17 protein-coding genes are annotated in these 22,866 nt (G+C 76.0%); 9 read left to right on the top strand and 8 right to left on the bottom strand.

Annotation, left to right across the window (positions count from 1 at the left end):
- Positions 1-3: 3 nt before the first annotated feature.
- From EKG83_RS10740 to EKG83_RS10730, 3 genes are all read right to left on the bottom strand, one after another.
- Positions 4-1,815: a hypothetical protein gene (locus EKG83_RS10740; protein WP_228122561.1), complete on the bottom strand. Its 1,812-nt coding sequence runs from the start codon at positions 1,813-1,815 to the stop codon at positions 4-6.
- Between the two features lie 334 nt (positions 1,816-2,149).
- Entirely contained in the window at positions 2,150-3,238 is a 1,089-nt protein-coding gene (locus EKG83_RS10735; protein WP_153278003.1) for a hypothetical protein, read from the bottom strand.
- A gap of 31 nt (positions 3,239-3,269) precedes the next feature.
- The gene (locus tag EKG83_RS10730; protein ID WP_033435736.1) at positions 3,270-4,262 is read right to left on the bottom strand and encodes a glycosyltransferase; all 993 of its coding nucleotides are present in this window, start codon (positions 4,260-4,262) and stop codon (positions 3,270-3,272) included.
- A gap of 145 nt (positions 4,263-4,407) precedes the next feature.
- Here EKG83_RS10730 and EKG83_RS10725 point away from each other — a divergent pair, with 145 nt between their 5' ends.
- The 4 genes from EKG83_RS10725 (at position 4,408) to EKG83_RS10710 (ending at position 6,267) form a co-directional block, all read left to right on the top strand.
- Positions 4,408-4,842 carry a MarR family winged helix-turn-helix transcriptional regulator gene (locus tag EKG83_RS10725; protein WP_033435737.1) on the top strand — a complete coding sequence of 145 codons (435 nt, stop codon included), beginning with the start codon at positions 4,408-4,410 and terminating at the stop codon, positions 4,840-4,842.
- A 71-nt stretch (positions 4,843-4,913) separates the two neighbouring features.
- On the top strand, positions 4,914-5,360 hold the full coding sequence (locus EKG83_RS10720; RefSeq protein WP_033435738.1) for a membrane protein: 447 nt from the start codon (positions 4,914-4,916) through the stop codon (positions 5,358-5,360).
- Positions 5,357-5,608 (top strand): DUF3817 domain-containing protein, encoded by a 252-nt coding sequence (locus EKG83_RS10715; protein WP_033435739.1) that lies wholly within the window; start codon positions 5,357-5,359, stop codon positions 5,606-5,608. The genes EKG83_RS10720 and EKG83_RS10715 overlap by 4 nt, the downstream gene beginning before the upstream one ends.
- Positions 5,605-6,267, top strand: coding sequence for an HD domain-containing protein (locus tag EKG83_RS10710; protein WP_051767036.1), 663 nt, complete (start codon positions 5,605-5,607; stop codon positions 6,265-6,267). Before EKG83_RS10715 ends, EKG83_RS10710 begins: the two co-directional genes overlap by 4 nt.
- 18 nt (positions 6,268-6,285) lie before the next feature.
- Here the strand turns inward: EKG83_RS10710 and EKG83_RS10705 are convergent, their stop codons facing one another.
- The gene (locus tag EKG83_RS10705) at positions 6,286-6,660 is read right to left on the bottom strand and encodes a DUF4180 domain-containing protein (RefSeq protein ID WP_033435740.1); all 375 of its coding nucleotides are present in this window, start codon (positions 6,658-6,660) and stop codon (positions 6,286-6,288) included.
- On the bottom strand, positions 6,653-7,105 hold the full coding sequence (locus EKG83_RS10700; protein WP_228122560.1) for a helix-turn-helix domain-containing protein: 453 nt from the start codon (positions 7,103-7,105) through the stop codon (positions 6,653-6,655). The genes EKG83_RS10705 and EKG83_RS10700 overlap by 8 nt, the downstream gene beginning before the upstream one ends.
- 129 nt (positions 7,106-7,234) lie before the next feature.
- On the opposite strand from EKG83_RS10700, the gene EKG83_RS10695 reads away from it, so the two are divergent.
- Positions 7,235-8,158, top strand: coding sequence for a hypothetical protein (locus EKG83_RS10695; RefSeq protein WP_051767037.1), 924 nt, complete (start codon positions 7,235-7,237; stop codon positions 8,156-8,158).
- Between the two features lie 3 nt (positions 8,159-8,161).
- On the opposite strand, the gene EKG83_RS48975 is transcribed toward EKG83_RS10695, so the two are convergent.
- A complete protein-coding gene (locus tag EKG83_RS48975) occupies positions 8,162-10,180 on the bottom strand; it encodes a serine/threonine-protein kinase (RefSeq protein ID WP_265590328.1) in 2,019 nt (672 codons plus the stop codon).
- A gap of 185 nt (positions 10,181-10,365) precedes the next feature.
- Here EKG83_RS48975 and EKG83_RS10685 point away from each other — a divergent pair, with 185 nt between their 5' ends.
- Positions 10,366-11,259, top strand: coding sequence for a lipoprotein (locus tag EKG83_RS10685; RefSeq protein WP_033435742.1), 894 nt, complete (start codon positions 10,366-10,368; stop codon positions 11,257-11,259).
- A 220-nt stretch (positions 11,260-11,479) separates the two neighbouring features.
- On the opposite strand, the gene EKG83_RS10680 is transcribed toward EKG83_RS10685, so the two are convergent.
- Positions 11,480-12,574 carry a DAHP synthetase I family protein gene (locus tag EKG83_RS10680; RefSeq protein ID WP_051767038.1) on the bottom strand — a complete coding sequence of 365 codons (1,095 nt, stop codon included), beginning with the start codon at positions 12,572-12,574 and terminating at the stop codon, positions 11,480-11,482.
- Positions 12,575-13,136: 562 nt separating this feature from the next.
- On the opposite strand from EKG83_RS10680, the gene EKG83_RS10675 reads away from it, so the two are divergent.
- A complete protein-coding gene (locus tag EKG83_RS10675; protein WP_170191984.1) occupies positions 13,137-16,736 on the top strand; it encodes a BTAD domain-containing putative transcriptional regulator in 3,600 nt (1,199 codons plus the stop codon).
- Between the two features lie 567 nt (positions 16,737-17,303).
- Positions 17,304-20,672: a BTAD domain-containing putative transcriptional regulator gene (locus tag EKG83_RS48970; protein WP_051767039.1), complete on the top strand. Its 3,369-nt coding sequence runs from the start codon at positions 17,304-17,306 to the stop codon at positions 20,670-20,672.
- 166 nt (positions 20,673-20,838) lie between these two features.
- Here EKG83_RS48970 and EKG83_RS48965 read toward each other — a convergent pair whose 3' ends face one another.
- The gene (locus tag EKG83_RS48965) at positions 20,839-21,468 is read right to left on the bottom strand and encodes a helix-turn-helix transcriptional regulator (protein WP_033434844.1); all 630 of its coding nucleotides are present in this window, start codon (positions 21,466-21,468) and stop codon (positions 20,839-20,841) included.
- A gap of 299 nt (positions 21,469-21,767) precedes the next feature.
- Here EKG83_RS48965 and EKG83_RS10660 point away from each other — a divergent pair, with 299 nt between their 5' ends.
- Entirely contained in the window at positions 21,768-22,784 is a 1,017-nt protein-coding gene (locus tag EKG83_RS10660) for a hypothetical protein (protein WP_051766828.1), read from the top strand.
- The last annotated feature ends 82 nt before the right edge of the window (positions 22,785-22,866 follow it).

Below are 22,866 nucleotides of genomic sequence, written 5' to 3'. Positions count from 1 at the left end.
CCGTCACGGCGCCGGGTACTCCGCGACGTACACCGGGGTGCCGACCCGGCTGGTGTCGGCCGGGTCGCCGACGCCGTTGACCACGTGGTCGACCGTGCCCGCGCCGAGGTTGACGGTCATGACGTGGTGCAGCCGGACACCGGGCGCCCGGGGCACCTCGAAGCCGTTCTCGGTGTGGATCGCCGGGTTGTTCTGGTTGAACACGTAGACACCGCCGCCGTACAGGTCGTGCTCGCGCACGCGGTCGCCGACCTTGTAGCCCGCCCAGCCCTCGACGGACCCCTTCATCCAGTCCGCCTGCGTCGGCGGGTCGTAGGGCAGCTCGTTCTGGTACAGCACGGTGACGCCGTGCTCGCCGTTCCAGACGGTGTTGTGCCGCTGGAAGTGCTCGACGAACAGGCCGGTGGCCGTCACGTGGTCGCCGTTGACCACGACACCGGTGCGGCCGGTGTTGGTGTTCCACCGCTGGGTGTCGGTGAAGCCCTCGACGCCGTGGTCGCCGCGCCACACCCAGGTGTGGTCGATGAGCACGTTGTCGCTGTTGACCTCCAGCGCGGTGTCGGTCTTGCCCACGTGCGGGCCGCCGACCCGGAAGTAGACGTCGGACAGCGTGGTCGGGTTGAGCGGCGAGCCGGGGCGCTTGCCGTGCTCCTTGCCCACGCGCAGCAGCACCGGCGACAGCTTCGTGCCCGCGTCGACCGTGATGCCCGCGACGACGACGCCCGGCACGTCGGCGACGTCCAGCGGGGTCGAGCCGTTGACCGCGGTGAGGGTGGCGTGGCCGAGGCCGAGCACCACCGCGTCGGGGCGCTTGACCTCGATGCTGCGCTCGACGTCGTACACGCCGGGGGTCAGCAGCAGGTGCTTGCCGCGCGCCAACTGGCTGTTGATCTCGCGCACCGAGTCGCCGGGCCGGGCCACGAAGAAGTCCCGCAGCGGGATCGTGCGGCCGGGCGTCAGGCCGTCGGCCCACGAGACGCCCCTGGTGTTCGCGCGCGCCGACGGGACGCGGACCTGGTAGGCGCCCGAGGCGTCGACGAACAGGTACGGCTTCTCGCGGCTGAGCGGGGTGGTGTCGAGCGTGGTGTACGGCGGGTTGGGGAACGCCGCGTCGTCCGGGGCGCCCACGACGCCGGAGAAGACCTGGTTCCACACGCCGTTGGACCAGCCGGCGACCTCGCTGTTGCGGGTCAGCCACTGCTGCTGCGACCCGTTGGTCACCGCGGGCAGCCTGGAGTCGGCGATGAACCCGCCGCTGGCGTACTGCGGGCCGGCGGTGCAGTAGTCCATCAGGGACAGCGTGCCGCCGGTGACGTTGAGGCGCCGCAGGGACACCGCCTGCGACACCGCCCAGAAGTTGGCCGTCGACCGGCAGCCGTCCTGGCCCGCGCCGTTGACGTCCACGGTCAGGTTGGACAGGGTGCGCCAGAAGTTCACCAGGGCCAGGCAGTTGCCGGTGCCGTTGTCGGCCAGGCAGCGGTTGTAGACCTCGACCTTGCCGTTGATGACGACGTCGGTGGGCGAGGCGCCGAGGCCGGCGATCTCGGTGTAGTAGCCGACCTTGATCTGCAGCGGCTGCTCGGCGGTGCCGTAGCGGCCGGGCTTGAACAGGTAGGCGTGCCGCCGGGTGCCCATCTCGTCGTCGACCTGGGCGGCGTGCGCCGCGTCCAGGGTCGCCTGGATCTCGGCGACCGGCATGGCCGGGTCGAAGACGGTGACGTTCGCGCCCAGGTCCGCGGGGCCGCGGCGGGGCGGGTCGGCGTTCGCGGCCGGTGCGGTCGCCGCGGCGGTGGCGGCCAGGACGAGACCGAGCACGAACACCCGGCCGGGACGCGTGTGAGCGCTCTCACGACGTGCGTGGCGCATGATCCTCATTGACCTGCCTTCGGGAGGGTAGGGACGCCCGATGCCCACGCCGGGCCGGCCGCGAGAGCGCTCTCTCGGGTGTCGTTCGAGGTCGGGCGGCGGCTGGCGGGGGTTGGCTATTTGTACTCCGCGAACCGCTCCGGCGCCATGCCCGATCGCCGGCTTTTTGGCGCGGGACGCCGGCGGAGGGGGCGTCGCGGGTGCGGAGGAGGCGGCTGCGCGCCCCGGTGGCGACCCGCGCGCCGCGAACTCCCCCACCCGCCGCCGGTCGTGCCCGGCCGCCCTACCGCGCGGGGGCCAACCGGCGGGACAGCTCGCCCAGCGTCCAGGCGACCCGGTCCCGGTTGCCCACCGCGAGGTACACCTCGTAGGAGACCCGCCCGCGTTCGGGCACGTCCCGGACCTCCCACGTCACCTGGGTGGTCTGCTCGCCGAACGCACCCGGGGTGTGGCGGTCCATCAGGTAGTAGTACGCCCCGGGCATGACGTGCGGCGGGAAGTACAGGCCCAGGCAGTAGTCGCCGGCGGCGGTGCAGCGGGCCGTCGGGGCGTAGACGTCCGCCGGCGGGACGAGCCGGCCGTCGACGTAGCTGTACGCGGCGGTGAAGTCCTTCTGCAGGTACGCGATGAGCAGGCCGTCGAACCAGTCGTAGGGCACGTCGTTCGTGTCGTACGCGGCGGCCAGCTTGACGACGTTCTCCAGGCCGGGCAGGCCGTTGTCGGCTCCCAGGTGGACCGACGCGGTCAGGGTCGCCCTGGACAGCCCGGCGGTGAACGGCTCGACCGGGTCCTGGTGCCCGGCCGCGCGACAGCCGCCGTGGCCGGTGCGCGGGTCGTCGAGCGTGACGAACATGGCGGGCTGCGAGACGTACCGCACCGACGAGGTGCCCGGTCGGGTCACGGACAGCACCTTGCTCGTGCTCGCCTCGTGGAACGGGGCGTAGGCGCCGTCGTCGTCCACGCGCGCACCCGCCTGGGTCGGGTTGTAGCACTCCGACGGCCCGGCGCCGTCCCGCCACGCGTGGAAGGCGTACTGGAGCGCCGACCCGTGACCGCCGCTGTCGACGTACTCCTTGCCCGCGACCTTCAGCGACCCGATCGCCCCGGCCAGGGCGGTGGACGTGGTGACCGACAGGTCCACCCGGCCGTCCACCAGCGTCGACACGGTCACGTCCGGGTAGGGGTGCCCGTGGTTGTCCTGGGCCGCGCACCGGGACCGGTAGGTCATCACGAAGTCGTACCAGGCCGGGTCGTCCGCGGACCGCCCCGGCGGCACCAGGTCGGGGCACCGCTGCTCCGCCGCGGCCACCGCCGGGGTCGTGCCCGACAGGACCAGCACCACGGCCACGACCGCCGCCGTCATCGCTCGCATGGCGGCACCCTAGTGGGGAGCCGGGGCCGGCTCAGGCGTATTCCGGGAGCCGGCGGGCGACGTCGTCCGGGGAGGGCATGCGGGCGATCTCCTCGGCGATCCCCCGGGCGGCGTCGCGGTGGTCGCCGTCGGCCGCCAGCAGCCTGCGGGCGTGCTCGGCGACGGCCCCCGCGTCCTGTTCACCGGGGAGCAGGCGCAGGCCCGCGCCGGCCGCGCTGACGGCGTCGGCGTTGGCGAACTGGTCGGCCCCCTGGGGCAGGAGGAGCTGGGGGACGCCGAAGGCGAGCGCGCCGAGGGTGGTGCCGCTGCCGCCGTGGTGGACGACCAGGTCGACGTGCGGCAGCAGGTGCGCCTGCGGCACCCAGCGGCGCACGTCGACGTGGTCGGGGACGGCGGTGAGCAGGTCCGGGCGCACGCGGCCGGTGGCGACCACCACGTCCACGTCGAGCGCCGCCAGTCCGGTGATCGCGGCGGTCAGCAGCTCCGGGGTGCCGAACGCGGTGCCCAGGGTCAGGTGCACCAGGGGGCGCGAGGTGCGGCGCACCGGTGGTCCCGCCGGTTCGGCGAACGGGACCGGGCGCAGTTCGACCCGCTCCTGCGAGGACAGGAAGTCGCGGTCCTGGAGGGAGGGCGGGCAGATGTCGACGTGCGGGAGCGCGGGGACCCCGGTGGTCTCGGTGGGGAGTTCGAGGCCGATGCCCTTCGGGACCATGCGGCCGAAACCGTGCCAGAGGCCGGGGATGCCGGCGCGGTGCGCGGCGACCGCCGCCCCGGGGACGCCCCACTCGTGGACCACGAGGTCGGGGCGCAGCCGGTCCAGTTCCGGGGCCAGGTCCTCGGCGTAGACCTCGTAGAAGACGTCGGCGGGGCGGAAGGGGCGCAGGCCGTTCGCGGCGAGGGGTGCGTGGACCTCCTCGCCGGTGGCGAAGTGGACCTCGTGACCGGCGTCCCGGGCGGCGGTGGCGAGGGGGATGAGCGGGTAGGTGTGGCCCACGGAGCCCAGGGCGACGAAGAGCACGCGCATGGTGGCGAACCTACGCCCCGGGTGCGGAACCGTCGGGAGGACGCCGCGATGCCGGCCGGCCCGATCGCCGATCCCGGCGCCGAAAAGGGCGACGTGCTGGTCAGCCCGTGGGGCGTCGGCCGCACCGGTGCGGGAAACTGGGGCCGTGACCGCCGAGGACGACCCGACCCGACCGCCCCTGACCAGCACCTCCGTCCTCGTGCTGACGGTGGCCCGCCGGGTGGAGGCCGAGCTCGGCGCCGCCCTCGCCCCGCTGGACCTGACGGTGAGCAGGCTGGGGCTGCTCGGGCACATCGGCGGGGTGCCGGGTGCCTCGTTCAGCGACCTGGCCCGGATGTCCGGGATCTCGGTGCAGTCCGTGCACGGCGCGGTGAAGGCGCTCGTGGCCGCCGGGCTGGTGCGGGACCTGAACGCGCGGCCGGGGTCCGCGTCGACGATCGAGCTGACGCCCGAGGGCGCGCGGCTGCTCCAGGCGGCCCGGCAGGTGGTGGCCGAGGTGGACGAGCGGCTGTTCGGGTCGGGCGCCGACCCCGTTCACCAGAGGTTCGGCGCGGCGGTGCGCGCGGCGTTCACGGGCTGATCCCGCGGACCAACCTTCAGGTTGACTGAAGCATGGGCTACGCTTCAGGCAACCTGAAGGTTGGAGGTTCCATGGACCACGTCCTGCTGTCGATCCACGTGGTCGCCGGCATCGTGTTCGTCGGCGGCTCCGCGGTCGCCGCGAGCCTGTTCCCCCGCTACGCGCCGGTCGTCCCCGCGCCGGAGGGGTCGCAGCGCAACCGGGCCGTCGCCGCCGCGCTGCACCGCATCACCGGCGGCTACGCCGCGTTCGGCATCCTGGTGCCCCTGGTCGGCCTCGCGCTGGCCGTCGTCCAGGGCCGGGTGGGCGAGGTGTGGATCACCGTCGCCGTGGTGCTCACCGCCGCGGCGGGCCTGCTGCTCGCCACCCAGGTCCACCCGCGGCAGCGCGACGCGCTCGCCCGCCCCGACGACGGGCGCCGGCTGCGGGCGCTCTCCGCGTTCGCGGGCGCCTACAACCTGCTGTGGGTCGCCGTGGTCGTGCTGATGGTCGTCCGGCCGGGGTCGGTGGAGGCGTGACCGCGCTGCGCGTCGCGGCCGCCGCGGAGGCCGGCTCGCTGGCCGTGCTGCTGGTCAACCTCGTGACCGTCCACAACGGACTCGTCACGTCGGTCGGCGGTCCGGTGCACGGCCTGGCCTACGTCGCCGTCATCGGCTTCGCGTTCGCGCTGCCCGCGCCGGGCGCCCGGTGGCGCGCGTTCATCCCCGGCGTCGGCGGGCTGCTCGCCCTCCGACGCCACCGGATCCCGTCGACGCACGAAGGGTGACCACCTTGGACGAGTACGGCGACCTGCCGTTCCCCCGCACCGCGACGGCTCTCGCCGCGATGCGCTTCGCCCGCGACATCGAGCAGCCGGACATCTTCAACCACAGCATGCGCACCTACCTCTACGGCCGCTTCGTCGGCGAGCGGCGCGGCCTGCGACCGGACCTCGACTACGACGACGAACTGCTGTTCCTCGGGTGCGTGCTGCACGACGCCGGGCTCAGCGCCGAGGGCGACGGCGACCAGTCCTTCGACCTCGACGGCGCCGACCTCGCCGCGCGGTTCCTGACCGGGCGGGGCGTGGCGGCCGACCGGGTGGAGGTCGTCTGGGACGCGATCGCCCTGCACCTGTGCGTCGAGGTCGCCGCCCGCAAGCGGCCGGAGATCGCCCTGGTGACCGCGGGCGCGGGCTACGACCTGGCGCCGAGCCCGAAGCACCCGCTGCCGCCCGGGTACGCCGAGCGCGTCCACGCCGTGCTGCCGCGCCTGGGCGTGGGGCCCGGCATCCGGGACGCGATCGTGGCCCAGGCGCTGGAGAAGCCGCACAAGGCGCCGCCCTTCACCTTCCCGGGCGAGCTGGTGCGGCAGGCCACCGGGCGCGGCTGGCCGACCTGGGACGAGCTGATCGCCCGGGAGCCGAGCTGGCACGACCGGGCCTGAGCGGGCGGGCCGGGCGCGTCACACCGCCCGGCCCGCCCGCAGCCGGGCGTCGAGCGCGTCGAGGTCGGGGAGGAACCACACGTGCTCGCCCCGGTTGGACTCCCGGACCAGGGCGCGCAGCGCGGAGCTGGCCTCCAGGTGCCCGGAGATGTCGCCGACGACGACCAGGCGCAGCCGGTAGTTGACGAACTTCTGCATCACCTCGCCGGCGATCCCGGTGCGCAGGGCGAAGAAGTCGTCGCCCAACCGGCTCGCGGGCACCGCCACCGCCTCCGCGCCGAGGAAGACCGCGCCGACCAGGTCGACCAGGTCCGCCCCGGTGGTCAGCGGCGGCCCGCCCGGGTCGCACACCAGCACGGTCACCCCGGCCCGCTCCTCCAGCTCGTCAGCCACGACTCCCCTCCCCCAGCAACCCGTTGTCGCCGTTCAGCACGGCGTCGAGCACCCGCAGCACCTCCGCCGTCTCCGCCGGGCCGCCCAGCAGCACGACCTTCATGCGCCGTCGCTCCTCGTCGTAGACGGTCTGGACGCGCAGCGGCGGCGCCGCCGGGTCGTGGCCCGCGTTCACCCCGGCCACCACGAGCGTGCTCAGCCGGTCGGCGGCGAGCCGGTCCACCCCGTCGACCTGCACGATGCTCGACACCTCCACCAGCGGACCGCCGGCGGCCGGGACCGGTGGCCGACCGGTCAGCTCGTCGAGGTCGGCCCTGGCGACCCGGTACTGCTTACCGATCCGCACGGCCTTGAGGCGACCGGACCGGATGTACCCGCGCACGGTGCGCACGTGCAGGCCCAGCCGGTCGGCGACCTGCTCGACCGAGTACATTTCGTTACTCATCGGACCGGACTGTACGGCAGTTGAGGATCGATAGGGAAGTTCTTTACGCCCTCGTCGGAGCGGGCGGACGGCTCTGGGATCATGTGCGCTCGGTTCCCGAGCAGGACCGTCCGGCGAAGGGGGCAGGCGATGCACGCGACGATCGACCCGCGGCAGTGGCCCGGGCGCGTGGTGCCCGAGAGCGACGCCGAGGTCGCCGCCGCCGTGGCGTCGCTGTGCCTGCGCGCCCAGTGGCCCGACGCCGACCGCGCCGGGGTCACCTCGGTGCTGCGCCGCTGGTTCGACCGCGGCTGGTGCGTCGACGCCGTGCTGCGCGCGGTGGACCTGACCCCCGACGGCAGGCTCCAGCGCCGCAAGAGCGACCGGCAGGCCCCCCACGCGTTCCTCAAGGACCGGCTGCGGTGGTGGTTCGCCGACCACGACGGCGACAGCGCCACCGACCCGCTGCCCCCTCCCGTGCCGGGCATGACCATGGAGCGGTGGTGGGCGATCAGCCGCCGCAACGAGCGGGTCAACCGGCCGCGCGAGCACCGGCCCCTCGGCGCCGAGGGCCGGCGGGCCCGCCAGGACGTGCGCGCCCGGGCGCGCGGCAGCGGCCGCGACGCCGTGGCCATGGCCCGCGCCAAGGGGCGGCAGCGCCAGGACGTGCTGGACGACCTGCTGATCCCCGGTGCCGAGCCGGTGCAGGTGGAGCCGGTCGGGCGGCCGCGCCGCAGGCCGGTGGACCGCCGCGTCGGCGACTGGGTCGGCCGCCAGCAGGTCGTCGCCGACGACCCCGCGGTCCGCAAGGCGCTCGACGTGGTGCTGGCCTCCGCCGGGAACCCGCCGGTGGAGGCGGTCAAGCGGCTGCGCAACGCCGTGCGCGCGGCCAGGTGGACCGCCCGGATGGCCGCGATGGAGGCCATGACCGACGCGCCGGACGGGGCGCCCGAGCCGCTGGGCCGGGAGGCCCGGCGCGTGCTGCACTACGTCGACCAGGCCGTCGAGGAGAACCTGCCCTTCGAGGTCGTGGTCTTCCTGCTGCGCACCGGCACCCCGTCCGCTGACCGCTGACCGTCACATGGCGCTGAGGACCATGGTGTTCCACCACAGGTCCAGCTTGTCGAGGGTGTCGTTGTCGGCGCCGGGCGCGGTGGCGAAGGTGCCGGTCGTGGTGGTGCGGGAGTCGGTCCACCACAGCACGCCCACGCCGCCGTCCAGGTAGCAGGTGGTGAAGTCGCCGTCGAGCGGGCCCGAGGTGTCGCGCCAGTACGAGGAGTAGTGGATCGGCTGCGTCTTCGGCCGGCAGCCGCCCTGCGAGTCGTCGCGCGGGATGCCGCGGCCGGTGACCACGGACTGGAAGTGGGCGTCCTGGGCGGCGCGGTCGGCGAAGAGGCGGAACTCGGCGCGGGTGGGCCGCACGGCCCGCTCGTAGGTGTCGTTGGGCTCGGTGCAGACGACCTTCGCGGTGACGCCCGGGCCGTCGGCGTGCTCCGGGGTGCAGGAGGGGTTGCCGCGGTAGACCTGGGGCAGGGCGTCGAGCAGGGCCCGTTCCCCGGGGTTCACGCCGGTGGTGGTCGGGGTGACGATGCTGATCGAGGTGGGGAGGGGTTTGGTGGTCGAGCGGGTGGTTGTGGTGCCGGTGGTCCTGGTGGCGGTGCTCGTGGCCGGGCCGGGTTGGCCGGTCATCAGCTCGGACCTGCCGTCGAACACCAGGTAGGCGACGACCGTCAGCGCCACCACCGCGGCGGCCACCGCGGCAATGGCGGCTCGGCGGGCGGTTGGTGAGGCGGGGTGGGACGGGCGCCTGTTCGGCGGGGCGGGGAACCGCGTGCCGCCGCTCGGGGTGGCGGGTTCCGGGTGGGTTGGTGCCGGGTGGGTTGGTGCCGGGTGGGTTGGTGCCGGGTGGGTTGGTGCCGGTGTCGGTGCCGGGTGGGTCGGTGCCGGTGTCGGTGCGGGGAGCCGGCTGGGGGCTGAGGGGGATCCGGGAGTCGCCGCCGACCCCGAAGCCGCCGACCCCGAAGCCCTTGCCCCTCCAGCCCCTGCCCCTCCAGCCCCTGCCCCTCCAGCCCCTGCCCCTCCAGCCCCTGCCCCTCCAGCCCCTGCCCCTCCAGCCCCTGCCCCTCCAGCCACTGCCCCTCCAGCCACTGCCCCAAGAGCCACTGCCCCGGGAGCCACTGGCCTGGAGGCCGCCGCGCCGGGAACCGGGTTCGGTCCGGAGGCCGGGTTCGCGGGCGTGACCGGGCCGGGCGGGTTCGGTGCCCCGCCCTGCGGGGGTGCCGCGGCGAGCGCGGCGCGGGCGGCGGCGGCCAGGGCGCCCGCGCTCTCGTGCCGGGCGGCCGGGTCCTTGGCCATGCCGCGGGCGATCACGTGGTCCAGGGCCGGTGGCACCGCCGGGTTGAGGGCGCGGGCCTTCGGCGGCGGTTCCTGGAGGTGGGCGTAGATCTGGGCGGCGGTGCCGTCGACCTCGAAGGGCCTTCGCCCGGTCAGGCAGGCGAACAGCACGCAGGCCAGCGCGTACGTGTCGGCCGCCGCGCCCACCGGGCCGTCGGCGAACCGCTCGGGCGCCATGTAGTCGACGGTCCCGATGACCTCGCCGGACGCGGTGATGCCGGTGGCGGCCGGCGAGGAGCTGCGGGCGATGCCGAAGTCGACCAGGTACACGAAGTCCCCCGGCGCGACCAGCACGTTGGACGGCTTCACGTCGCGGTGCACGAGCCCGTCGGCGTGGGCGGCGTCGAGGGCGCCCGCCACCTGCTCCACGATCCGCACCGCCCGCTCCGGCTCCAGCGGCCCGCGCGCGACCAGGTCGTTGAGGTCCTCGCCCTCGACCAGGCGCATGTCGAGGTAGAGGCGCCCGTCGATCTCGCCGTAGGCGTGGATGGGGATGACGTGCGGTTCGCGCAGCCGGGCGACCACCTGCGCCTCGCGGCGGAAGCGGGCCCGGAACGCGGCGTCGTCGTGGAAGGCGGGCGCGAGCCGCTTGAGCGCCACCGCCCGGTCGTGCGCGGTGTCGTGCGCCCGGTGGACCTCGCCCATCCCGCCGCGCCCGATCAGCGGCCCGATCCGGTACGGACCGAACATCTCGTCAGCCATGTGCCCCGCGTTCTCCCACTGCGCCTGTGGTGCGATCGACGCGGGCGGGGCCGCGCCGGTTCCACCGGCCCGGCGGCGGAGCCGTAACCGCGGTCACCCGGCGACCGGCTGAACCGGTCGGCGCCCGCGTCCGTGTGGTGCCTGTCCGACTTCGGCAGTTGAGCCAACCAAACGGAGAAACAACCATGCTGCGCAAGCATGTCGCACCCCTTGCCGCCCTTTTCGCCCTCGGCGCCCTGGCGCTGACCGCCTGTGGCGGCAGCACCGCGGGCAGTGCCCCCGCACCCACCAGTACCGCGCAGGAGCAGGCCGCGGGGGCCGCCGACGGCGAGCCCTCCCTGTTCTCGGGCTCGGCCAGGTCCAACAAGGCCGACGAGAGCAGCGGCGACCTCGCCCCCGCCGCCGCGCCCCGGGACGTCAAGGGCAGGTGGGTCCAGCTGCGGGCCGCGTCCGCGGGCGCCCTCGACCCGGTCGTCGTCGACGGCAGGGGCCTGACGCTGTACCGGTTCGACAAGGACACCGCCAAGCCCTCGAAGTCCAACTGCAACGGCGACTGCGCCAAGACCTGGCCGCCGGTGACCGTCAACGCGGGCGGCAAGGTCTTCCTCACCGGCATCAGGAAGGCCGACGTCGGGTTCGTGCGCCGGGACGACGGACAGCTCCAGCTCACCGTCGGCGGCTGGCCGGTCTACCGCTTCGCCAAGGACGCCGAACCCGGTGACACCCTGGGCCAGGGCGTGGGCGGCACGTGGTTCGGCGTGACCCCCGACGGGCGGAAGGCCCTGGGCGCGGCGCCGCAGCCGCCCGCCACCGACCCCGCGGCCGGGCCCGCCACCAACGTCGTGCTGTTCTCCGGCAAGGACTTCGACGACTTCTCCGGGAACAACTTCGCCACCAGCCTCCAGGGCCCGGGTTGCCAGGACGTCCGCGGCACCTTCCTGTCGCTCGTCCCCGGCGGGTCGGTCAAGCTGTGGTCCGAGCCCGGCTGCAAGGGCACCTCGCTGGTCGTCACCGACGACGTCCGCGACGTGACCGCGCTCGGCTTCCCCCACGGCCCCGGGTCGCTGTTCTTCGGCTGACGCGGGGAGCACGGGGCGGCGCGACCCTGGATGCCTCCTAGTGCACCGGCCCCGGACCTTTCGAGCACATCGGCCGCCGTTGCACGCTTTCGGCGGTTCCGCTGGGGCAACCTGGGGTGGTGCGGCCCTCCCCCCAGTGGCCGCCGTCCCGTCCTTCCGCCCGGCCACCCCAAGGGCGGGTGCACCGCGAGCACCCGTCGGGTCGGGCGGGAGGGCGCGGTCAGCGCAGGCGCATCCGGCGCCGCTCCACGGCGATGGCCAGGGTGTCCAGCAACGCCACGGTGTCGGGCAGGCTCAGGCGGGCGCCGGCGCCGTGCAGGGACGACTCCACGAGCACGCCCGCCGGTCCGGTGTGGCCGGCCGCGAGCAGGCGCGCCACCTCCGCGCCGCCGGCCCACTGGCCGCGCTCGTGGTCGGCGCGAGGGGTGAGGTCGACCAGCAGCCGCCCGGCGAGGCCCGTGCCGCGGAGCCGGTCGACGGTCGCGCGGACGGGCAGCACCCCCGCCGCCGACGGGCGCACCACCGCGTGCGGTCGGGGGCACCAGGCCCGGGTGTCGTGGCCGAGTGGTGTGCCGGTGGGGCCGGTGGCGCTGACCGCGACGGCGTCAGGGGTGGAGTACCCGGTTGGCCGGGCCGAGCCGGTGGCACGGACCGCGACGGCGTCAGGGGCGGGGTACCCGGTTGGCCGGGCCGAGCCGGTGGCACGGACCGCGACGGCATCGGGAGTGGAGTATCCGGTTGGCCGGGCCGAGCCGGCAGCGCGAACCGCGACGGCGTCGGGAGTGCCGTGGCCGGGTGACCGGTCGGCCGGAACAGCAGCGGCGCGGACCGCGGCGGCGATGTCCTCCGGGCTGTCGCAGGCCACCCCCGCCGGCATCGGCAGCACAGCCACCGGCACCCGCCGGGACCGCACCACCGCGTGCGCCACCAGGTCGGCCGTCGCCGCGGCCGCGGCGGGGTGGTGGTGCTCGGTCGCCACCGGCAGGCCGATCCGGCCCGCGTCGAGCAGGAACCGGCGCAGGGCGGGGAAGTCCATGCCGCCGACCAGTCCCCCGCCACCGGGCACCTCCGGCAGCACGCGCAGCACGACCAGCAACTGCTGCGTGTACGGGACCGCGGCCTCGGCGAGCTGCCGGGCGTAGTCGAGCAGCGCGGCCGTGCCGCGCAGCGGGTTCGGGCCGGCCACCACGACGAGCCGGTCGTCCTCGCCGTCGAGCACGCGGCGGATGGTCGTCCGGTGGCGGTGCACCTCGTAGGCCACCCCCAGCGGGCGGGGCACCTCGGCGGCGGGCGGCATCTGGACGGCGGCGGTCACGGCAGCGGTTCTCCCTGGGACGGATCGTCCCTTTTCTCCCATGCCCCGCACCCGCGGGACAAGCTCTGCACGAACGGGCAACGGGAACGCAACGCGCGCGAAACGCCTGTTGTAGCGCGCGTCACGGCTTCTCCGTCCACGTTGGACCTCGTGCGGCACGGGAGCACCGGTGGCGCTCGCGCGCCATTCCGGGGATCGCGAAAGGCGATCGGCGCGGACCTGCCAATTGAGACGAAGTGCGGCCGGCTTTGTGAATCCTACTCGCCAATTCTTTACATTCCATTAAGGTCGCCCGGATTAGACAGCGAACCGACATCCGTTGCGGGAAGCCGCACCCGCAGCCCGCCCCGACGTGGCCCTCGGCCTGCCCGAACGCCCCCCACCCGCCCGATCATCGGCTCATCCCCCGGCGGAAAGCGCCACCCGTGCCCAATGGGGCTTCGAATGGCGCACACTCGCGCACACTTCGATTGATATGGATCACGTGCTAGACTCGCGTTTGCCGGCAACACCCCGAGAGGTGCTGCCAAATGTTTTGCACATTTCACACACGGGATTCTCGTTGACCAGTGGTTCGTCCATCTCCGTGCAGTTGCTGGGGCCGGTGCGCGCTGCGCGCGGTGAGCGGGAGATCGGTTTGGGCGCCGCGCGACAACGGGCCGTGTTCGCCGTGCTGGCCGTGCGGGCCAACCAGGTCGTGTCGCGGGAGGACCTGGTCGACGGCGTGTGGGGCGACCACCCGCCCGCCAGCGTCGCGGCGAGCGTCTACACCTACGTCTCCGGGCTGCGCCGGGCGCTGGAACCGCAGCGCACCGGGCGCGCGGCGCCGTCCGTGCTGGTCTCCACCGACGCGGGCTACTCGCTGCGGCTCGAACCCGGCCACAGCGACGTGGAGGCGTTCGAGCGCCACCGCCAGGCGGCGCTGCACCTGCCGCCCGGGCGGGCGCTGGCCGAGCTGGACGCCGCGCTGGCGCTGTGGCGCGGCGAGGCCCTGGCCGGGATACCGGGACCGTTCGCCGAGGCGCAGCGCGCCCGGCTGGCCGAGCTGCGGCTGGCCACCGTCGAGCGGCGCGCGGAGCTGGCGCTGGAGCTGGGCCGCCACGCGGAGGTCGTCGCCGAGCTGACCGGGCTGGTGGCCCGGTACCCGCTGCGCGAGCAGGCCCGCCTGCTGCTGATGACGGCGCTGCACCGCGGCGGCCGCACGGTCGAGGCGCTGGAGGTCTACGAGGACGCGCGCCGCACCGTGGTCGAGGAGCTGGGCATGGACCCCGGCCCGGCGCTGCAGGAGCTGCACCAGCGCATCCTGCGCGGCACGCCCCAGCGGCCCGCGGCGCCGGCCAGGGAGCTGCCGCCCGCGCCGAGGGTCTTCGGGCGCGACGCGGAACTGGCGCGGCTGCGCGAGGTCGTCTCCGCCGTGGCGGACGGGCGCGGCGGGTGCGTGTGGCTGGAGGGCGAGCCGGGCGTGGGCAAGTCCACGCTGCTGACCGCCGTGCTGGCCGACGCCGCCGGGCGGGGCTGCGAGGTCGCCTGGGCGGCGGGTGACGAGCTGGGCATGCGCTTCCCGCTGCGCGTGGTGTTCGACTGCCTCGACGTGGGCATGTCCTCGGCCGACCCGCGCCGGGCCGCGCTGGCCGAGGCGCTGCTCGACCCGGTGCGCACCGGCGACCCCGCGCTGACCGCGATCGACGGCCTGCTGGAGCTGGTGGAGCAGCTGTGCGCGGAGGCGCCGCTGGTGGTCGTCCTGGACGACCTCCAGTGGGTGGACGAGGCGAGCCTGCTGCTGTGGCACCGGCTCACCCGGCTGACGCGGCAGCTCCCGCTGCTCCTGGTCGCCGCCGCGCGCCCGGTGCCGCGGCGCGGCGACGTGACGCGCATCCGCCGCGCGGTGCTCGACGCGGGCGGCGCGCTGGTCGCCCTGGAACCGCTGCCCGAGCCCGTGGTGGCCGAGGTGGTGGCCGGGCAGCTCGGCGCGGCGCCCTCCCCGGCGCTGCTGCGGATGGTGGCGCAGGCGGGCGGCAACCCGCTCTACACCGGCGAGCTGGTCGACGCGCTGGTGCGCGAGGGCGCGGTCCGGGTCGAGGGCGGCACGGCCGAGCTGGTCGGCGGCGAGCACGAGGTGCCCCGCTCGCTGGGGTCGGCGGTGGCGCGCCGGCTGGGCTTCCTGTCCGAGCCCTGCCTGGAGGTCCTGCGCTGGGGCGCCCTGCTGGGCACCGAGTTCGCGGTGAACGACGTGGCGGTCGTGCTGGGCCGCCCCGCCTCGGAGCTGGTGGCCGCGGTCGAGGAGGCCACCGCCGCGTCGGTGCTGGTGGACGCGGGCGCCAACCTGACCTTCCGGCACCCGCTGCTCCGGCACGCGCTCTACCAGGGCCTGCCCGCCGCGCTGCGGCCGATGCTGCACCGGCAGGCCGCCGAGGCGCTGGCCGCCGCGGGCGCGCCGGTGGAGGCGGTCGCCCAGCAGGTGGCGGCGGGCCCGCCCGAGGCCGACGCGTGGGTGGTCGACTGGTTGGCGGCCAACGCGCTGGAGGTCGCGCGGCGCTCCCCCGACCTGGCGATCGGGCTGCTGCGCGCACCGCTGGACCACTGCCCCGAGGACGAGGAGCGGCTGGAACCGCTCACCGTGCAGCTCGTGCAGCTGATGCTGCGGACCGGCAGGCGGCCGGAGGCGGAGGCGCGCCGCGTGCTGGCCCGCACCCGCAACCCCGCGTACGCGGCGCACATGCGCTACTGCCTGGGCTACATGTACTTCGTGGACGGGCGCGTGGAGGCCGCCGGGGAGGTGCTGCGGGCGGCGATCGACGACGATGCCACCCCGGTGGTGTGGCGGGCGCGCCTGCGGCCGCTGTACGCGCGGGTGTGCCGCGAGGGCAACGGCGACGTGGTGGCGGCGGAGGCCAACGCGCGCGAGGCGCTGCGCCTGGCGCCGGACGACCCGTTCACCTCGGCCCTGGCCCACCAGGTGCTGTGGCAGGTCGAGACGGTGCGGCGCGACCACGCCGCCGCGCTGGAGGCGTCCGCGCGCGCCCTGGCCTCGCTCGACGGCGAGTGGAAGTCCATCCTGGCCGACCTGCACCTGGAGCTGCTCAGCGAGCGGGCGGGCACGCTGCAGAACCTGGACCGGCACGCCGAGGCCGACGAGTGCCTGCGGGTGGCGCGGGACCTGGTCGGCACCGGCATGGCGCCGGGCGGCGTGCACATCGCCACCGCGCTGCGCGACTACTGGGCCGGCCGGTGGGACCACGCCCTGGCCGAGCTGGACGCGGTGACCCAGCGGCTGTCCAAGCACGGGTACCACGGCCTGCGCGAGCGGCCGCCCGCGCTGCTGATGCACGGCGTGGCCGCGCTGATCGAGGTCAAGCGCGACCGGGTGGAGGTCGCCCTGGAGCACCTGCGCGCCGCCGCGGAGCTGCCGGTGCTCAACGCGGCCGACCGGGAGCACTCGGGCTTCCTGCTGGCCACCCGGGCGTACCTGGTCAAGCGCGCGGGCGGGGGCGCCGAAGAGGTGTTCATGGTGCTGGCGGCGCTGCTGGACGGGACCGACCACCTGGACCTGCGGTACCAGTGGGTGCCCAACGCGACGCGGGCCGCGATCGACACCGGCGCGCGCGAGCTGGCCGAACGCGCGTACGAGGTGTGCGCGCGGGAGGCGGCGCTGGAACGCGTGCCCGGCCGGGCGGCCGCCGCGCTGGCCCGGGTCCGCGGGCTGGTGGAGGACGACCCGGCGTCGGTGCGGGAGGCCGTGGCGTACTACCGCGCGACCCGGCGGCCGGTGGAGCTGGCGGACGCGTTGGAGGACCTGTCCGTGCTGCTCGCCCGGTCCGGTGACCGGGCCGGGGCGGAAACCGCCTTCCGGGAGGCGGTGGCCCTGTTCACCGACCTCGGCGCCGCGCGCGACGTGCGGCGGGCCCAGTACCGGCTGAACCGGTACGGGCTGGCCGGGCCGCCCACCGCGCCGCGGCCGACGTCCGGCTGGCCGGCGCTGACGCACTGGGAGCGCGAGGTCGCGTGGCTGGTCGGCGCGGAGCGGTCGAACTCCGACATCGCGGACCTGCTGGGGCTGCCGCACGAGGTGGTGCGCGCCATCATCAGCCGGATACTGGAGAAGACCGGGCACACCTCGCGCTCGGCGCTGGGTGCCGAGGCCGCGGAGCACCGTGCCGGGTGACGCGGGGGGCTCGGTCGCGGCTCCCGCACGGCTACCCGGCCGGGAGGTCGGCACGGCCGGGGGAAGCGCGGCGGGTCGGGACGGGGTGGACCGGGGCGCGGCGGGCCGGTGCGCGCCGGCGGGGCCGGGGCCCGGCGACCGCCGCCCCTTCGGGAATCCCGACCTCTTCGGGCACCTCCGCCGCACCGGGAACCCCAGCGGCGCCTCGAACGACTACCACGGGTATGAGCACACCGCCCGCGGCACCGGGGACCCCGGCACCGGGGACCCCGGCCGCGCACCGGGCGCGTCGCCGTCCGCGCATGCCCGCCTCCCGGTCCCGAGTCCGCCCGCCGGTCCCGCGACCGCTGCGCACCCGATCATGGACCACCCCCGCGCCCCGGGGCAGCGCCGCGGGCGCCGCGCTGCGCGAAACGCCCGGCCCCGGCTGCCCGAAGGTGCGCCGACCCGCCACCGAAGACACCGGTGAACCGATGGCCGAACCCCTACGTGCACCGGTCGAACCCACTCCCGCCGCGAACGGAGGACCAGATGCCATCGACCGCGCGAGGAGCACTGCGAGTACAGGTGCTGGGTGCGTTGCGGGTGTGGTCGGGCGACGAGGAGGTCGCCGTGGGCTCGAACCGGCAGCGGGCCGTGCTGGCGCTGCTGGCCTCCCGCCCCGACCGCAACGTCACCCGCGCCGAGCTGGTCGACGGCGTGTGGGGCGAGGACGCGCCCGCGAGCGCCGTCGGCAACCTGCACACGTACGTGTCCGGGCTGCGCTCCGCCCTCGGCCAGGCCCGTGACCTGCTGCGCTCAACCGGCACGGGCTACTCGCTGCGGCTGCCGGCCACCGCGGTGGACCGCGAGGTGTTCACCGCCGCGCACGCCGACGCGCGCCGCCGCTACGCCGCGGGCGACCTCGACGGCGCGCTGTCGGTGCTGGACGAGGCCCTGGCGCTGTGGCGTGGCGAGGCGTACGCGGACGTGGACTGCCCCTTCGCCGACGCGGCCCGCGCCGGGCTCGCCGAGGCGCGGCTGGCGGCGGTGGTGCTGCGCGCCCGCGCCCGGCTCGGCCTCGACGACGCGGGGCGCGGCGACCTGGCCGACCTCGTCGCGGAGCTGACCGCGCTGGTGCGCGAGCACCCCGCCGACGAGGCGCTGCACGAGGTGGTCGTGCTCGCCCTGCACCGCGCCGGCCGCCACGCCGAGGCCGTGGAGGCGCTGGGCACGGCGCGCGCGGCGCTGGCGCGCTTCGGCCTGCGGCCCGGTCCCGCGCTGCGCGAGCTGCACGACCGCGTGCTGGCACCGCCCGAGCCGTCCCGGGAGCCCACGCCCCTGCTCTACGTGGTGCCCAGCGAGGTCACCCGGGAGGCGCCCGGGCGGCTGGTCGGCCGCGACGGCGAGCTGGCGGAGCTGGCCGCGGCCGTCGACGGGGTCGGCGAGGACTGCGGCGGGGTGGTCTGGGTCGAGGGCGAGGCGGGCATCGGCAAGTCCGCGCTGCTGCGGGCGGCGCTGGCCGGGGTCGGGGCGCGCGGTTTCCAGCTCACCTGGGGCGTGGCCGACGAGTTCAGCGGCCGCTTCCCGCTCCAGGTGTTCGTGGAGTGCTGCGGCGCCACGCCGACGTCGCCGGACCCGCGCCTGGCCGACCTGGGCGAACAGCTCCAGAAGCACCGCCAGCGCTGGTGGCACCACACCGCCACGGTGGACCGGCTGCTGGCGTTCGTGGTCGAGGTCTGCGCGGCGGCGCCGCTGGTGCTGGTCGTGGACGACATCCAGTGGGCCGACGACGCGAGCCTGCTGCTGTGGCGCAAGCTGGTCGAGGTGACCCGGCGGCACCCGCTGCTGCTGGTGGCCGCGTGCCGGCCCGGCGCGGGCACGGGCGAGCAGTCCTCGCTGCGCGCGGCGGCGGCCGCGGCGGGTGGCCGCGAGCTGGAGCTGAAGCCGCTGGGGCAGCGCGACACCGAGCAGGTGGTGCGCGACCTGGTCGGCGACGCGGTCGAGGCCGACGTGGTGCGCGACGTGGCGGCGCGTTCCGGCGGCAACCCCCTGTACGCCAGGGTGCTGGCCGAGGCGTTCACCCGCGAGGGCGCGCGGCGCGCCACCGGGGACGACGTCCCGCCGTCGCTGGACGGCCCGGTGGACGGCGTGCTGGCCCACCTGACCGACGCGGCCCGCGACGTGCTGCGGTGGGCCGCGCTGCTGGGCGTGCGGTTCGCCGTGGGCGACCTGGTGGCGGTGGCGGGTCCGGCGCGGCACCTGCTGACCGCGCTCGACGAGGCGATGGCGGCGGGCGTGGTGGTCGAGGCCGGTGGCGCGCTGGCGTTCCGGCACCCGGTGCTGCGCGAGGTCGTGCACGGCAAGATCGCCGTGCCGGTCCGGCTGGCGCTGCACCGGCAGGCCGCCGAGGCCCTGGCCCGCGCCGGCGCGCCGGTGGAGCGGGTCGCCGGGCAGCTGCTGGCCGCGCAGCCGGCCGCCGACGGGTGGACGGCGTCCTGGCTGGTGGCCAACCGCGAGGCGCTCGCGGGCCGGGCGCCGCTGCTCGCCGCGCGGCTGGCCGAGCGGGTGCTGGACTCGGGCGTCGCGGGCGAGGCGCGCCCGGACCTGCTCGCCACGCTGGCCGGCGTGCGGTTCCGGCTGGCGCGCGACGGCGAGGCCGAGGCGGCGGCCCAGGAGGCGCTGGTGCTGGCCGAGGACCCGGCCCTGGCCGCCGAGATGCGGCACCTGCTGGCACTGCTGCGGCACCGGCAGGGCGACACGGCGGAGGCGGTCAGCCAGCTGGAGGCCGCGCTCAAGGAACCGGACGCGCCCAACGAGTGGCGCGCCAGGCACCGCTCGCTGATCGCGACGATCCTCCGCGGCGGGCTGCTCGACCTGGACGAGGCGGAGGCCGCGGCGACCCGGCAGTACACGCGCGCGATGGTGGTGGGCAACACCTGCGCGGCGGCGTACGCGATGCAGACCAAGTGGATCGTGGCGACCATGCGCGGCGACCACGAGCAGGCGCTGCGCTGCGCCGACGAGGCGCACGAGCTGTTCAAGCGCCGCAGCGGCGCCGTCGAGTCGCGGTGCGACGTGCTCGACAACCGGGCCACGTCGCTGCACCACCTCGACCGGGTCGACGAGGCGTGGGAGGCGCTGCGCGAGGCGCGCGAGCTGGCGGCCGAGCACGGGTTGCCGCCGAGCATGCAGCTGCCGGTGGCGGTGCACCACTACTGGACCGGGCGGTGGGACAGCGCGCTGGTGGAGCTGCACGGCGTGACGCGGGACTCCCCCGGCCTGACCTTCCACGGCGTGCGGGAGCTGGACGCGGCCCTGCTGCGGCTGCACGGGCTGGCCGCGCTGATCGCCGCCCGGCGCGACGAGGAGGCGACCACGGCCGTGCACCTGGACCTGGCCATGACCTACGCGCACGCCGACGAGGACCGCGACCTGCTGCTGGTCGCCTCCGCCGTCGCGGCCGAGCGGCGGGGCCGGGTCGGTGCGGCGCTGGAGGCGCTGGCGCCGCTGGTCGCGCCCGCCCGGCCGCGGTTGCCGCGGTACCGGTGGCTGCCGTTCGCCGCGCGCCTCGCCCTGGACGCCGACTGGCCCAACGAGGCGCGCGCGGTGCTCGCGGCGAGCGAGGGCGAGGCGGCGGCCGAGGTGGTGCCCGGGGCCGCCGCGGCGGCGGCCGACCACTGCCGCGGGCTGCTGTCGGGTGACCCGGAACCGGTGCTGCGGGCGGCCGGTCACCACCGGGCGGTCGGGCGGCCGGTGGAGCTGGCGACGGCGCTGGAGGACGCGGCGGCGCTGTTGGCGGATGCGGGGAGGGGGGCGCAGGCCGCGGTGGTGTACGCGGAGGCCGTGGACGGGTACCGGGCCCTCGGGGCGCACTGGGACCTGCGGCGGGCCGCCGCGCGGATGGAGCGGCTGGGGGTGGGGTTGGCGCGGGCCGGTTCGCGGGTTGCCTGGTAGGGCGGGTGGGGGCGAGCCGGGACAGGTCGGAGGCGGGTGGAGGGCGGATCGGGGGGCGGGCAGGGGCGGATCGGGGGGCAGGAGCCGGGGCAGACGGGGCGGATCACAGGGCCGGGGCGGATCGCGGGGCGGATCGCGGGGCGGGAGCCGGGGCGGACGAGCCTGGTCAGATGAGCCCGCAGCGGACCGCGTAGGCGACCGCGTGCGACCGGTTGCGCAGGTTCAACCGCACCGTGATCCCGTACACGACGTTCTTGACCGTGCGCTGCGAGCAGGACAGCCGCTCGGCGACCTCGGCGGTGTCCAGGCCGTCGGCCATCAGCCTCAGCACCTCCACCTCCCGCTTGCTCAACTGCGCGTTCGGCGACGAGGCGCCCCGCGGCTGGGCCTCGCGCCGGGCGGTCTGCAGGCGGCGGAGCGCCTCACCGACCAGCCTGGGCGGCAGGAGCCCGTCGCCGACCGCGGCGGCCCGCACCGCCCGCACGACCAGGTCGCCGCCCGCCGCGGTCCTGGGCACCACCGCGGTGATCCCGCAGTCGACCGCGATCAGGAACTCCTCGGTGCTCAGCTCGTCGGCGACCAGCACCACCGGGGTGCCGGTCCGGCCGACCTCCCGGCGCAGGCCGGCGACCACCTCGCCGATGAACCGCTCCACCACCAGGACGGCCACGTCGGCCCGGTGCCACTCCTGGTCGGGCAGCACCGGGATGCCCGCCGCCTCCAGGTGGCTGACCAGGCCGGCCCGGCTGACCGGGTCCTCGGCCCGCACCACCGCCCCCGCAGCGGTCGCCGTCATCTCCGGCGTCACGTCCCACCCCGCTCGCTCGTCCCGGCAACCCGTCCTGGTCGCGAGTCTGGTCGAGACCTCTTCACGCGATCCACATTGGATCTGAAATGGCCCCGGAGCTGGGAATTCCCTCTTCTCCAGACCACAAAGGACGGACTACCCGAGGGGAAGTCGCGGCCGTGGGGGCCATGCGGACCGAGCCCGTTCTCCGGGACCGCTCCCGGTCGCGCCCGGGCGCGCACCGACGGCCGCTCCCCCGCCGACGAGGCTTACGATGGTCCCCGGGGGGAGAGGGATCGGGGGCGTGGGTGGCGATCGCGGAGGTCTGCCGAGCGCTGGAGGGCGTCCCGGGGGTGCGGGTCACCGCACTGGCCGACCGGGTGTGGGTGCACGTGCCCGCCATCGGTGACGCCGTCCGCGTCGACGTCGCCGCGATCCGGCGGCACGAGCCGATCCGGGCGCCCGACGGGTCGCCCGCGGTGGAGTTCACCCTGGGTGACGAGCACGGGACCTGGCCGCTGATCGTCACCTCGACCGACGTGGTCTACCGGCCGGCGGGCCCGCGGGCGGTGCTGGTCCCCGCGCCGGAGCACCGGGTGGGCAGCGCGCCCCACCTCGTCGCGTACTCGGAGATGGAGCGGGCCGCCGAGCGGCTGGCGCTGGACGGCGAGCGGCCGGGGCTGGCCGAGCTGTCCGGGCTGGGCGCCGCGCTGCTGCTGGTCCGGTGCTTCATCGTCGGCGCCACGCTGGTCGGGCTGCGGCCGGTGCGGGGCGCCGGGTGGTGGCAGCGGGCCTGGGCCGCGGTCGGCGGTGACGTGCCGCTGCCGCCGTTCCGGGCCGACCCGGTGTGGGACGAGCTGGTCCTGGCCGGCCCGCCGGAGGAGGGCGGCGCGGCGGTCGCGGACTTCCGGCGCCTGGAGCCGGGGTTGACGGTCGTGGGGCTCGACGACTCGTTCGCGTCGTCCTGGCGGTCCCGGGTGCCGGTCGCCCCGGCGGTGTTCGCCGGGACGCTGCTGCGGGGCCTGGCGGGGGCGCGGGCGCGCGTGGCGCTGCACCCGGACGGCAGCGGCGCGGTCGACGTGGCGCTGGGCAGCGGGGGCGCGGTGCGGTTCGGCTGGTCCGATGTGGACGAACTGCGCGTGGCGGAGGTCGGCGGGGCCCACCACGACCTCCTCCGGCGGCTGCTGCTCAACACCGAGCGCCTGGCCGCCCTGCTGGGGTTCGGGAGGGTGGTGTTCGCCGCCGGGGTGGACGCCGTGGCGGCGGCGCCGGGCGGCTACCCGCGCGACCCCGAGCTGTTCCGCCTGCTGCGGCACAGCCGGTGATCCGACGGGTGATGACCGGACGCCCGCCGCCGCTGCGGCGCACACCGCCCCGCCGCAGGGTCCCCCGGCGGTTCCGGCCGCC

Origin of the sequence: Saccharothrix syringae, from assembly GCF_009498035.1 — a bacterium.
Classification (GTDB): Bacteria; Actinomycetota; Actinomycetes; order Mycobacteriales; family Pseudonocardiaceae; genus Actinosynnema; species Actinosynnema syringae.
This window is presented reverse-complemented; position numbering and strand designations above follow the sequence as displayed.

Coding starts and splice junctions, on each gene's coding strand:
- EKG83_RS10735 (WP_153278003.1), bottom strand. CDS start 3,238: ATGCGAGCGATGACGGCGGCGGTCGTGGCCGTGGTGCTGGTCCTGTCG.
- EKG83_RS10730 (WP_033435736.1), bottom strand. CDS start 4,262: ATGCGCGTGCTCTTCGTCGCCCTGGGCTCCGTGGGCCACACCTACCCG.
- EKG83_RS10720 (WP_033435738.1), top strand. CDS start 4,914: ATGGACCACGTCCTGCTGTCGATCCACGTGGTCGCCGGCATCGTGTTC.
- EKG83_RS10700 (WP_228122560.1), bottom strand. CDS start 7,105: ATGAGTAACGAAATGTACTCGGTCGAGCAGGTCGCCGACCGGCTGGGC.
- EKG83_RS10695 (WP_051767037.1), top strand. CDS start 7,235: ATGCACGCGACGATCGACCCGCGGCAGTGGCCCGGGCGCGTGGTGCCC.
- EKG83_RS48975 (WP_265590328.1), bottom strand. CDS start 10,180: ATGGCTGACGAGATGTTCGGTCCGTACCGGATCGGGCCGCTGATCGGG.
- EKG83_RS10685 (WP_033435742.1), top strand. CDS start 10,366: ATGCTGCGCAAGCATGTCGCACCCCTTGCCGCCCTTTTCGCCCTCGGC.
- EKG83_RS48965 (WP_033434844.1), bottom strand. CDS start 21,468: ATGACGGCGACCGCTGCGGGGGCGGTGGTGCGGGCCGAGGACCCGGTC.